Below are 12,495 nucleotides of genomic sequence, written 5' to 3' on the forward strand. Positions count from 1 at the left end.
GGTCCGATCCCCGGGAGAAGGTCCCAATCAGTGGCATCCAATGAGTCGGGATTGAGCGGGACCCCAATTAACATCTTCTCCTTAGTATGCATTTTTTCGACGGTAATTTCCGCAGATCCATCCATCCTCCGTCTTAAAACCACCACATCTCCGGAACTAAGCCTGGTACTTCCCCCCGCCCCGGCCGGCGCCGCAGGAGCCCCTCCCACGACCGTCAATTTAATGGCGGCCGCCCCGGTAGTACCGTCAGGAAAGCGGTAGATACCGGGGCGCGGCACGGCCCCGGAGAGCCTCACCACCACCGTCCCGGGCGACGGACGCACAAAGGCCGCGTCTCCACCGTTGGTGGTAGTGACGCGGCCCTTGAGGTACGACATTAGACTGACGATGAGGGCGAGCGACCAGAGAGCGATTCGCTGGCCGGCCGGGATCACTTCTTCGGTGCCCCCTCCTCTTCCTTGTGCAGCTTGTACTCGATGGAGTCGATGAGGGCCTGGTAGGAGGCTTCGATCACGTTCGAGGAGACCCCGACCGTGCCCCAGCGTCCTTCCTTGTCCCCGGACTCGATGAGCACACGGATGGAAGAGGCGGTTCCCTGCCCGGCGGGGAGGACCCTGACCTTGTAGTCGTGGAGCTTCATGTCCTTGAGTTTCGGGTAGAACTTCTCGAGCGCCTTTCTGAGCGCGTTGTCGAGCGCGTTGACCGGGCCGGTCCCCTCGGCGGCGGTGTGCTCGATCTTGCCTCCCACCTTGAGCTTGATGGTGGCCTCGGAGATGGGTGCCTCGTCCTCGTGGCGCTTCTCGTCGATGACCCTGAAGCCGATCAGCGAGAAGAACTTGCGGTGGGTGCCGAGCGCCCGTTTCATGAGGAGCTCGAAGGAGGCCTCGGCCCCCTCGAACTGGTAGCCGCGGTTCTCCATCGACTTGATGTCTTCCAGGATCTCGAGGGTGACCGGGTCCTTGGAGTCGAGGTTGATGTTGAACTCGGTGGCCTTGGCGAGGATGTTGGCCCGGCCGGAGAGGTCGGAGACCAGCACGCGGGTGGCGTTACCCACCAGCTCGGGACGCATGTGCTCGTAGGTCTCGGGGTGGCGCTGGATGGCCGAGACGTGCACCCCCCCCTTGTGGGCGAAGGCCGAGTTGCCGACGTAGGCCTGGTGCTTGTCGGGAGCGAGGTTGGCGAGCTCGTAGACGTAGCGGGAGAGGTCGCGCATCTGCTTCAACTGTTCGCTGGAGACGCAGTCGATCCCCATCTTCACCTTGAGGGCGGGGATGATCGAGCAGAGGTTCGCGTTGCCGCAGCGCTCGCCGAAGCCGTTGATGGTCCCCTGCACCTGGACGATCCCCTGCTGGACGCCGATGATGCTGTTGGCAACCGCGCACTCGCCGTCGTTGTGGGTGTGGATACCGAGCGGGGTCTTGATCTGGGCCTTCACCTTGGCGACGATCTCGGAGATCTCGTACGGCATCGAGCCGCCGTTGGTGTCGCAGAGGACGATGCAGTCGGCACCGGCCTGCTCGGCCGCCTGCAGGGTCTTGATGGCGTACTCGGGGTTGGCCTTGTAGCCGTCGAAGAAGTGCTCGGCGTCGTAGAAGACCTCCGGCATGCGGGCCTTCAGGTATTCGAGCGAGTCGAAGATCAGCTCCAGGTTCTCCTCGAGCGGGATCCTGAGCGCCTCGCGGACCTGGAAGTCCCAGCTCTTGCCGAAGATGGTCACCGCGTCGGCCTCGGACTGCACCAGGGTACGGATGTTCTGGTCCTTGTCCGGGGTGATCTTCGCCCGGCGGGTGGAGCCGAAGGCGGCGATCTTGGCCTGGTTCAGCTTCTCCCTCTTGATGTCCTTGAAGAAGGAGACGTCCTTGGGATTGCTCCCCGGCCAGCCACCCTCGATGTAATGGATGCCGCTTTCGTCCAGCCGGTGGGCGATGCGGATCTTGTCTTCCACCAGGAAGGAGATGTCCTCCGCCTGGGTGCCGTCCCTCAGTGTGGTGTCGTAAAGTTTTACCAGGCTCATAATCACCCCTTAAAACCGGTTCTACGTTCTACGTTCTAGGTTCTACGTTACAGTCGCTAAGGACCACACACTGCAGAAGCGGGGAAGTAGGAACGCGGACATTGTGTCCTGATACGAAAAAGTTCCAGGCTCTATCTCCAGGTCCTATGGTTTCTCAACCTGGAACCTGGAACATAGAGCCTGGAACTTGTTTTGTTTGGTTTATTTCGACAGTCCGAAGGCGTCGTGCAGCACGCGGACGGCGAGCTCGGTGTACTTGGCGTCCACCACCACGGAGATCTTGATCTCGGAGGTGGAGATCATCTGGATGTTGATCCCTTCGGCGGCCAGGGCGGTGAACATCTTGGTGGCGACGCCGGCGTGGCTCCTCATCCCGAGGCCGACGATGGAGACCTTGGTCACGTTCTCGTCGCAGAGGACTTCCTTGGCGTCGACGGCCTCGGCGGTCTCCTTGGTGATGGAGAGGGCCTTCTTGAAGTCGGCCTGGGGAACGGTGAAGGTGAAGTCGGTGAGCCCATCCTCGGAGACGTTCTGGACGATCATGTCGACCGAGATGTTGGCCTCGGAGAGCGGGGAAAGGATCTTGGCAGCGATCCCCGGGCGGTCGGGTACCTGCATGACGGCTATTTTCACTTCATCCTTGGCATACGCGATACCGGAGACGAGCACTGCTTCCATTTCTTTATCCTCCTTGGTGACCATGGTCCCGAGATTTTCATTGAAGCTGGAGCGGACGTGGACGTCCACGTTGTACTTCATGGCGAACTCCACCGAACGGATCTGGAGCACCTTGGCGCCCAGGCTGGCCAGTTCCAGCATTTCCTCGTAGGAGATGCGCTCGATCTTCTTGGCGTCCTTGCAGATGTTGGGGTCGGTGGTGTAGACGCCGTCGACGTCGGTGAAGATCTCGCAGACGTCGGCCTTGAGGGCGGCCGCCATGGCCACCGCCGAGGTGTCGGAACCGCCGCGCCCGAGGGTGGTGATGGAACCGGAGGCATCCACCCCCTGGAAGCCGGCCACGATGATGATGGTCCCTTCCTTGATGTCGGCGCGGACCTTGTTGTCCGGGATCTCCTCGATGCGGGCCTTGGAGTAGGAGCTATCGGTCATGATGGGGATCTGGAAGCCCAGGTAGGACTTTGCCTTGTACCCCATCGATTTCAGGCACATGGCCAAAAGGGCGATGGAAACCTGCTCGCCGGCGGCCACCAGGACGTCGTATTCGCGGGCATCCGGGAACTCGCTGAGCTCGTTGGCAAGGGCCACCAGCTTGTTGGTCTCTCCGGACATGGCGGAAACCACGACCACCATGTCGTTGCCGGCGTCGTAGGTCTTGGCGACTCTCTTCGCAACGTTGCGTATCCGCTCGATGGAACCCATGGAGGTGCCACCGTATTTTTGGACTACCAATGCCATGTCAGTCCTCCTTGTACTCGACTAATAAATCCACCCGGGCGAAGCCGGACGGGTAGTTTGGGATCACTTTTAATAACACAATCGTCTTGGGGATCAAAACATTTTTTTAACCAGCCAAGGCCGCTTTCGGCGGCTACCGGCCGCCCCCGGCGGAGGCTTGCCTCACCGGTGTTTGGTGCTCGAAAGGGCAAACTGCCGAAGGTTCAGCTGCTTCGGCGGGCGTGGCGTATACGGAAGCGGCAGTACGCGGTTATAAAACACCCGGGGCCGGGGCCAAGCCGGGAAACGGGCCCGGTCAGGAGGGGAAAAGCCCGGCCAAAAGTGCCGCCCCTCTCCCGCTTTCGGCGGCGAAGGCGACCGTCCGGGCGTCGCCACCTGCATGGGAGAGGGAAACGGTGAGGGTTCCTTCCGGCAGCTCCCCCTCCAGCCTCTCGGCCCATTCGACCAGGCAGGCCCCGCCGCCGTCGAAGTATTCCTCGAACCCGAGCGAGTCGATGTCCTCGGGCCCGGCGAGGCGGTAGAGGTCGAAGTGGTAGAGGGGGATCCTCCCCTGGTAGATGTTGAGGATCGTGTAAGTGGGGCTGGTTACCGGGGTGCCGGGATCGACGGCAAGGCCCGCCGCCACCCCCTTGGAGAACTGCGTCTTCCCCGCCCCCAGCTCGCCTACCAGGGCCACGAAGTCTCCCGGCTCCAAAAGGCGCCCCAGCCGCTCGCCCAGCTCCACCGTCTCCCTCTCGCTCGAGGTTTCCACCGTCACCACACCCACTACCCGATCATGGTCCGGATGAGGTCGATGCGGGAGACGATCCCGACCAGCTTGCCGGCATCCACCACCGGCACCGAGTGGACCTTGCGGGTGGAGAGGATGTCGGCGACCTCGCTCAGCGAGGTGCCGGGGCGAACCGTGGCGACGTTGCGGGTGCAGATCTCGCCGGCGGTCTGGGCGGTCATCTTCTGCAGCTCCTTCTCGAAACGCTTCTCGCTCTCGAGGTAGATGACCCAGTCGAAGATGGAGACCACGGTCGGGATGTGGAGGTTCTTATCCTGCTCGACCAGGTCGCTCTCCGACACGATGCCGATGAGGGTTCCGTCGTCGGCCACCACCGGTGCGGCGCTTATGTGCTTGTCGGCGAAGAGCTTCGCCAGGTCGCGGACGGTGGTGTCGGGGCGGACGGTGATCAGGTCCTTGGTCATGATTTCTTGCGCTGTCAACATGGGAGCTCCTTTGTCGAACGTGCTGGTGGACGTCGGTGGACGTCGTGGACCTATCTAAGCGAAATGGTCAGGGCGCCGTTAGGCTTTTCAGCGCCTCGGGGAGCGCCTCCTGGACGTCGGTGGCAGCCAGGCCGCAGGTGCCGCGGCGGGCAGCCGCCAGGTCGGCTGCGTGGCCGTGCAGGAAGACTCCGAGGCAGCAGGCGTCGAAGAGCGGGTATCCCTGCCCAACGAGGGAGGCTACCACCCCGGTGAGGACATCCCCCATGCCGCCCGAGGCCATCCCCGGGTTGCCGCTGCCGTTGATGGCGACCCGGCCGTCGGGGGCGGCGACGACGGTCCGGGCCCCCTTCAGGATCAGGTAGACGCGGTGCGAGGTGGCGAAGGCGCGGGCGCACCCGAGACGGTCGCTCTCGATCTCGGCGATGCTCGCGCCGGTCAGCCGGGACATCTCGCCGGGATGCGGGGTGAGGACGGTCTCCCCGGGACGGCTGGCGAGGAGCGCCACGTTGGCGGCCACCGCGTTGAGGCCGTCGGCGTCGATCACGAGCGGCAGCCCGAGCGAGGCGGCCAGCGAGTGTACCAGGTAGACGGTCGAAGGGTCGGTACCGATCCCCGGCCCGAGGGCGACCACATCCTTTCCCTTTGCCAAGTGCAGGATCTCTCCCAAAAGTCCCGCAGTCAGGTGCGTGGCGTCCGCCCTCCCGAGCGGCACGGTCATCGCCTCCGTGCTCTTCGCTTCCAGGATGGCGTTCAGTCCGGCCGGCACCGCGAGAGTCACGAGCCCCGAGCCGGTGCGGACCGCGCTGTTGGCGGACATGGCGGCGGCGCCGGTCTTCCCGCTGGAGCCCGCCACCACCAGGCAGTGGCCGTTACTCCCCTTGTGGCTGGTGAGCGGCCGGGGGCGCATGAGCGAGGCGGTGGCAGCGGCGTTAATGAAATTATACCCCTCCGCTTCGGCTACCACCTGCCCGGGCATGCCGATCTCGCGGACCAGGAGCCTGCCGCCGCATTGCGCGCCGGGGTAGAGGACGTTGCCGAGCTTGGCCAGGGCGAAGGAGACGGTGATGTCGGCCCGCACCGCCCTCCCGAGGATCCTCCCGTTACCGGCGTCGACCCCTGAGGGGATATCGACCGCCACCACCGGGACGCCGCTCTCGTTGATGGCGTCGATGGCCTCCCCGTAGATCCCGGTCACCTCGCTCTTCACGCCGGTACCGAGCAGGGCGTCGACGATGACATCGGCCCGCGAGAAAAGGCCGCGGTGTGCCCCTATCCCGTCGGGCGCAAAGACCACCCGTCCCATCTCCAGGCGGTTGAGGTTGACCGCGGCGTCCCCGGTCACCGAATCGGTGGCGGCCAGAAGGAGCACCGGGGCGTTCCACCCCCGCTCGGACAACAGGCGGGAGATCACGAAGCCGTCGCCGCCGTTGTTCCCCTTCCCCGCCACGATAAGGACGGTCTTTCCCGCGCCCGGGCCGTAGGCCTCGTCGATGGCGTCCGCGCATCCCTTCCCGGCGTTCTCCATCAGCGTCACCCCGGGGATTCCGAACTCCCCGATGGCCCGCTTGTCCATCTGCTGCATGACCTGTCCGCTGACCACTTTCATCTAGCGCTCCAGTATCACCATGGCGACGGCGCACCCTGCGTCGTGGGAAAGGGAAAGGTGGCAGGCGGTGAGCCCGGCCTGGTTGAAGAGCTCCAACGCGCGCCCGGTGAGGCGGAGCTCCGGCTTACCGAGCGCGTCGTTGGCCACCTCCATGTCCTGCCAGGAGAGACCGTCGCGAAGGCCGGTCCCGAGCGCCTTGAGGAAAGACTCCTTGGCGGCGAAACGCAGCGCATAGTGCTGGGCGCTCAGCTTTTTCCCCGAGCAGTAGTCGATCTCCTCCCGGGTGAAGATCCTCTGGAAGATGGCGTCGTTTCCCTGCTCCTGGAAACGCTGGAACCTCCCGATCTCGACGATGTCGACGCCGGTGCCGTAAATCATTTGAGCGAATCCCTCCATTCCCGCATCACCCCGGTCAGGTCCATGGAATAGCTGGAAAGCGCCTTGGCGACGGCGTCGTCGATGGAATTCCGTTCCCGGAGGTTCTTGAGGATCTCCTGCACCGCGTACCAGCCGTAGCGCGAGACCAGGAAGTTCGCGACGGAGTAGCTTTCCTGGTAGGCAAGGCCGGCCTCGTTGCCGTTCATGGCCATGAACGAGCCGGAGAGAAAGGATAGCGGGATGACCTTGTCCTCCTTGGCGGCGCGGGAAAGCTCCACGGTGGGGTGGCCGAACTCCCGGCGCCCCTCGATCTCGGCGAGCCCCTCGTTTAACCAGGTCGGGATGTTGTTGCGGGTGATCTCGGCGATCACGACGTGGGTGAATTCGTGGAAGATCACCGCCCGCATCTGCTTGGTGAGCGTAGTGGCGTTGCCGACCGGGAGCCGGATCTTGCCGTCGTAGAGCCCGCCCGACCAGTCGGGACCGGCGGTGACGCTGCGGTAGTCGCTTTTGGTGTAGAGAAGGACCGGGACGCGGGTGGTGGGGAAATAGTTGAGGTCGGCGCAGACCGTGTTGTAGGCGCTCTCCAGCGCGTCGAGCACCTCGGCGGAGAGACCGGGGGGGAGCTCGGCGTCGAAGCTCAAGTCGAACATGGAGCTGTACCCCTTGTCCATCTTGTTCTCGACCGGCAATTCCCGCTCCGCCTTGTCGATCAGGGCCTGGATGGATTGGTTGTCGGGGTCCTTCTCCTTGGCGCGGCGCCAGAGCGCGAGGGCGCCGGGGAGGTCGCCGGTATCGTAGCTGATCTTGCCGAGGTAGATGAGGGCGGGGGCAACGTCGCCCGCCTCCTGGAATTCGGTACGGGCGCCGTCGTAATCTTTGCCGAGGTAGAGCGCGATGCCGCGCATGAAGCCGAAGTCGCCGCGCTGGGGAAAGAGCTCTTTGGCTTGGGAGAAGGAGTCGGCAGCCTCGGAGTAGCGGTTTTGCTTCAGCTTGAGCTCGCCCGCGGCGGAGAGGGCGCCGGCCAGTTGGGCCTTGAGCTGGAGGTCGTAGGGAAAGAGGGAGAAACCCTTCTTCAGCACCTCAACGGCCTGGTCGGGGTCTCCCCCCTGCAGGAGGGTCTGCGCCTGGGCGCTGTAGGAGACCTGATCCCCGGCCAGTGCGGTGCCGGTCAGGCAAGCCAAAAGAAGCAACAGACATGCGGTTGAACGTGCAGTGGTCATCTGTCCGCCTTTGGATTTTTAAAGTCCGGCTAGCCGCGCGCCTCGCGGATGCTCTTCACGATGCCGGGGACGTCGAGGCCGTAGGCAGCCTTCAGCTCGCTCTGTTCCCCCTGCTCGACGAAGCTGTCCGGGTAGCCGAGACGGATCACCCGCACGCCGGTCACCTCTTCCTCTTCCAGAAGCTCCAGCACGGCGGTGCCGAAGCCACCCTGGCGGGCGTTGTCCTCGACGGTGAAGATGGTGCCGGTACCGGCAAGCTTCAGGATCATCTCCCGGTCCAGCGGCTTCACGAAGCGGGCGTTCATGACGGCGAGATCCACCCCCTCCTTGGCCAGCTCGGCGGCCGCGTCGGCGGCGGCCTGCACCATGGTCCCGATGGCGATGATGGCGCCGTCCTTCCCTTTGCGGACGAGCTCCCCTTTCCCGATCTCGAGGGTCTTGAGGATCTGGTCCATGGGAACGCCGAAACCGTTGCCGCGCGGGTAGCGGATGGCGGAGGGGCCGTCCAGGGTGAGCGCGGTGTGGAGCATGTGCTGCAGCTCGTTCTCGTCTTTGGGTGCCATCACGGTCAGCCCGGGGACCTCGCGCAGATAGCTCAAGTCGAAGATGCCGTGATGGGTCGGCCCGTCGCTTCCCACCACGCCGGCGCGGTCGATGGCGAAGACCACCGGGAGATCCTGCAGGCAGACGTCGTGGCAGAGCTGGTCGAAGCCGCGCTGCAGGAAGGAGGAGTAGAGCGCCACCACGGGGCGGTATCCCTGGGCGGCCAGGCCGGCCGCGAAGGTGACCCCGTGCTGCTCGGCGATGCCGACGTCGAAGAAGCGGTCGGGAAACTCCTTGGCGAAGGGGGTAAGTCCGGTACCGTCCGGCATGGCGGCGGTGATGGCGACGATCTTGTCGTTGTCGTGGGCGAGCTTTCTTACCGTGTCGCCGAAGACGCTGGTGTAGGAAGCGGCGCCCCCTTTACCCTTATGGACCTTGCCGGTGGCACGGTCGAAAGGGCCGACGCCGTGGAACAGGGAGGGATTGGCCTCGGCGGGCCCGTATCCCTTCCCTTTCTTGGTGATCACGTGGATGAGCACCGCGTCGTCGAAACGCTTGACGTTCTCCAGGGTATCCATAAGGAGCGGGATATTGTGGCCGTCGATGGGGCCAATGTACTCGAAGCCGAACGCCTCGAAGAGCATCCCGGGGGTGAAGAGCCCCTTGAGCGACTCCTCGGCCCGCTTGGCGACCTTCAGTGCCGAGTGGCCGAACATCGGGACCGACTCCAGGAAGGATTCCAGCTCCTTCTTGGCCTTATGGACGAACTCGTTGGTGATGGTACGGGAAAGGAGCTCGGAGACGGCGCCGACGTTGGGGGCGATCGACATCTCGTTGTCGTTCAGGATTACCACCAGGTCCTTGTTGAGCATCCCGGCGTGGTTCAATCCCTCGAAGGCGATGCCGCCGGTCATGGAGCCGTCGCCGATCACCGCCAGCACCTTGTTCCGCTGCCCCTTAAGGTCGCGCCCGACCGAGAAGCCGAGCGCAGCGGAGATGGAGGTGGAGGAGTGGCCGACATCGAAGCAGTCATGCACCGACTCGACCCGTTTGGGAAAGCCGCTGATCCCGCCCAGGGTGCGTAGCGTTCCGAACGACTCGTTGCGGCCGGTGAGGAGCTTGTGAGCGTAGGCCTGGTGGCCGACGTCCCAGACGATCTTGTCCAGCGGGGAATCGAAGACCCGGTGCAGCGCGATGGTGAGCTCGACCACCCCCAGGCTCGGGGCCAGATGGCCGCCGTTCACGGAGCAGGTCTCGATGATTCTTTCCCTAAGCTCCCCGGCCAGCTGTTCGAGCTCCCGCAGGGAGAGCCCCTTCAACTGCCGGGGATCGGTGATGTTTTCCAAAAGGGACGACATCAGGATTTCCTCTTCACGATATACGATGCGATGGCCCGAAGCGGCTCGGCGCGTTCGTCGAAGGAGGCGAGCGAATCGAGCGCGATCTCGACCAGTTCGCTGGCGCGGGCCTTGGAGGCTTCGAGCCCCATGAGCGCGGGGTAGGTCGCCTTGCCGCGGGCCTCGTCGCTTCCGGCGTCCTTGCCGAGCTCTTCGGTGGTCCCTTCCACGTCGAGGATGTCGTCGGCGATCTGGAAGGCGAGACCGATCGCCTCGCCGTAGCGGGTGAGGGCCTTCAACTGATCGCAGCTCGCCCCGCCCAGGATGGCACCGGCCCGAACCGAGGCGCGGAGAAGGGCGCCGGTCTTGTGGGTGTGGATGTAGGAAAGGGTGGCGAGATCGATCTCTTTCTTACCCTCGCTCTCCATGTCGACCACCTGGCCGCCGACCATCCCGTGGGAGCCCGCCGCGCAGGCGATCTCCTGGATGACCTTCAGGCGCGCGGCCGGGTCCCCCGCTCCCTCGCGGGACAAGAGGACGAAGGCCTCGGTCAGGAGGGCGTCGCCGGCCAGGATGGCGATGGCCTCGCCGTAGACCTTGTGGTTGGTCGGGTTCCCGCGGCGGAAATCGTCGTCGTCCATCGCCGGGAGGTCGTCGTGGATGAGGGAGTAGGTGTGGATCATCTCCATCGAACAGGCGGCCGGCATGGCGGCCTCGATGGTCCCCCCCACCGCCTCGCAGGCGGCGAGCATCAGCACCGGACGGACGCGCTTACCGCCGGCGAAGACCGAGTAGCGCATGGAGCCGTGAACGGAGGCGGGGAGCTCGTCGGCGGGGGTGAGGAAGCCTTCCAGGGCCTGGTCGACCAGCTCGCATCTTTTTTTGAGGTAATCCTTAAGATCCATATAGGTACTCGCTTTCGTAGATTATTTTTTTACTCCCCCCCTTGTCTTACTTCTCCCCTCTTTGAAAAAGGGGGGCTGGGGGGGATTTGGTGTCAGGGGAAATCCCCCTAAATCCCCCTTTGGCAAAGGGGGACTTGCTCGGCGGAAACCGCCGTCCTACTCTTCCTCTTCAAACGGTTTTTTGGTGAAGCTTCCGTCGCGCTGCTTGATGAGGAGCTCCACCCGGCGCTCGGCCTCGTCGAGCTTCTTCGAGCAGAAGGCGGAATGCTTCACCCCTTCCTCGAAAGCCTTCAGGGATTCCTCGAGAGATAGCTCGCCACCCTCGAGTTTTTTCACCACTTCCTCGAGCTTTTTGAGCGAAGTTTCGAACTTTTCAACCGCCATTTGGTACCTCGAATGAAAGGGAGTAGATTACACCGGTTACACCGTCGGCGTCAAGGTTTGACTGGCGGCAGCGGCTCCTCCACGCGGCACAGGGCGCCGCCCGAGGAAAACATCAATTCCACGTGGTCTCCCGCCTGCAACTGGGCGCTCTCCCGCACCACCGTGCGCCCGGGGAGCTTCCTCGCGATGCTGTAGCCGCGGGATAGGGTCGCCAGGGGCGAAAAGGCGTTGAGGGTGCCGGCCGCGAGCCTAAGCCGCTCCCCTACCCCGCCGATCCTTCGCGACATAGCCTGGTCCAGCCGGAAAGAGAGCGTTTCCAGGCGCTCGGCGTTTCGCTTCAGGGTGAGCTCCGGGCTTTGCTGGGAGAGCCTCCCCGAAAGGGTCACGATCCTCTCACCGTGGCGCTCCAAAAGTACGCCAATCTCCCGCACCAGGCGCGACTCCAGGGCATCGACCCGCTGGGCCAGGTGCCCGAGGACGCGGGAGGGATCGGTCACCGAGCGGGAAAGGAGGGTGAGGCCGGAGCGGAGCCGGTCGAGACGGCGCAGCTGGGCGGTGTGCAGGCGGTGGCTCAAGGCCTCGAGCTCGGCGGAGAGCTCCTTTTTGCTCCGGACCACGAGCTCGGCGGCGGCGGACGGAGTGGGGGCCCGGAGATCGGCCACGAAGTCGGCGATGGTGAAGTCGATCTCGTGGCCGACGGCGGAGATCACGGGGATGGCGGAACGGAAGATGGCGCGGGCCACCACCTCCTCGTTGAAGGACCAGAGGTCTTCCAGCGAGCCGCCGCCGCGGCCGACGATCATCACGTCGAGGTTACCGTAACGGTTGAAGTCGTCGATGGCGGCGGCGATCTCGGCGGCCGAGCCCTCCCCCTGCACCCGGACCGGGTTGATCAACAGCTCGACGTTGGCGAAGCGGCGGGAAAGGACGGTGAGGATGTCGCGGATGGCGGCGCCGGTCGGCGAAGTGACCACGCCGATCCTTTGGGGAAGCTTGGGGATTTCCTTCTTGTGGAGCTCGGAGAAAAGCCCCTCCTTGGCGAGCTTTTCCTTGAGCTGGATGAAGGCCATCTGGAGCCCGCCGATCCCCTGCGGTTCGAGGTAGTCGGCCACCAGCTGGTACTCGCCGCGCGGCTCGAAGAGGGTGATCCGCCCGCGCGCCAGGACCCGCATGCCGTCTCTCGGGGTGAACTTGAGGGTGCGGGCGGCCGAGCGGAACATGACCGTGCGGATCTGGGCACCGGCATCCTTCAGGGTGAAGTAGCAGTGCCCGGATTGCGGTGAGGCAAAGTTGGAGATTTCCCCCTCGACCCAGACCTGGTCGAAGTTTTCCTCCAGCACTCCGCGTATGAGAGCGGTCAGAGCGCTGACGGTAAGGACGCGGCGCTCTTTGAATAGTTCCATTATTCACCTTGCAGACTGTTTCGACGTTTCTACCACGCCCCCCTCCCACTGTCAAACCGGTTGACCGTGCG

General features: G+C 64.2%; 11 protein-coding genes. All 11 read right to left on the bottom strand.

Translation table 11 applies throughout. The features are described 5' to 3' along the window. Positions 1-430: 430 nt before the first annotated feature. Positions 431-2,014, bottom strand: a complete 1,584-nt coding sequence (gene cimA, locus L4X63_RS12135) for a citramalate synthase (protein ID WP_250678899.1) — start codon at positions 2,012-2,014, stop codon at positions 431-433. A gap of 201 nt (positions 2,015-2,215) precedes the next feature. Continuing rightward, positions 2,216-3,430: an aspartate kinase gene (locus L4X63_RS12140; RefSeq protein ID WP_250678900.1), complete on the bottom strand. Its 1,215-nt coding sequence runs from the start codon at positions 3,428-3,430 to the stop codon at positions 2,216-2,218. A gap of 295 nt (positions 3,431-3,725) precedes the next feature. Next, on the bottom strand, positions 3,726-4,190 hold the full coding sequence (tsaE, locus tag L4X63_RS12145) for a tRNA (adenosine(37)-N6)-threonylcarbamoyltransferase complex ATPase subunit type 1 TsaE (RefSeq protein ID WP_250678901.1): 465 nt from the start codon (positions 4,188-4,190) through the stop codon (positions 3,726-3,728). Positions 4,191-4,195: 5 nt separating this feature from the next. Next, positions 4,196-4,645 carry a CBS domain-containing protein gene (locus L4X63_RS12150; RefSeq protein WP_250678902.1) on the bottom strand — a complete coding sequence of 150 codons (450 nt, stop codon included), beginning with the start codon at positions 4,643-4,645 and terminating at the stop codon, positions 4,196-4,198. 67 nt (positions 4,646-4,712) lie between these two features. Further along, entirely contained in the window at positions 4,713-6,251 is a 1,539-nt protein-coding gene (locus L4X63_RS12155; RefSeq protein ID WP_250678903.1) for an NAD(P)H-hydrate dehydratase, read from the bottom strand. Next, on the bottom strand, positions 6,252-6,629 hold the full coding sequence (locus L4X63_RS12160) for a holo-[acyl-carrier-protein] synthase (protein WP_250678904.1): 378 nt from the start codon (positions 6,627-6,629) through the stop codon (positions 6,252-6,254). Then, positions 6,626-7,822 (bottom strand): peptidase MA family metallohydrolase, encoded by a 1,197-nt coding sequence (locus L4X63_RS12165; protein ID WP_250678905.1) that lies wholly within the window; start codon positions 7,820-7,822, stop codon positions 6,626-6,628. Before L4X63_RS12165 ends, L4X63_RS12160 begins: the two co-directional genes overlap by 4 nt. A gap of 59 nt (positions 7,823-7,881) precedes the next feature. Continuing rightward, positions 7,882-9,753: a 1-deoxy-D-xylulose-5-phosphate synthase gene (gene dxs / locus L4X63_RS12170; protein WP_250678906.1), complete on the bottom strand. Its 1,872-nt coding sequence runs from the start codon at positions 9,751-9,753 to the stop codon at positions 7,882-7,884. After that, on the bottom strand, positions 9,753-10,637 hold the full coding sequence (locus tag L4X63_RS12175) for a polyprenyl synthetase family protein (RefSeq protein WP_250678907.1): 885 nt from the start codon (positions 10,635-10,637) through the stop codon (positions 9,753-9,755). Before L4X63_RS12175 ends, dxs begins: the two co-directional genes overlap by 1 nt. A 156-nt stretch (positions 10,638-10,793) precedes the next feature. After that, a complete protein-coding gene (locus L4X63_RS12180; protein ID WP_250678908.1) occupies positions 10,794-11,021 on the bottom strand; it encodes an exodeoxyribonuclease VII small subunit in 228 nt (75 codons plus the stop codon). Positions 11,022-11,071: 50 nt separating this feature from the next. Beyond that, positions 11,072-12,424, bottom strand: a complete 1,353-nt coding sequence (gene xseA, locus L4X63_RS12185) for an exodeoxyribonuclease VII large subunit (protein ID WP_250678909.1) — start codon at positions 12,422-12,424, stop codon at positions 11,072-11,074. Positions 12,425-12,495 lie beyond the last annotated feature (71 nt).

The sequence above is a fragment of the Geomonas sp. Red32 genome (assembly GCF_023652955.1).
Lineage (GTDB): Bacteria > Desulfobacterota > Desulfuromonadia > Geobacterales > Geobacteraceae > Geomonas.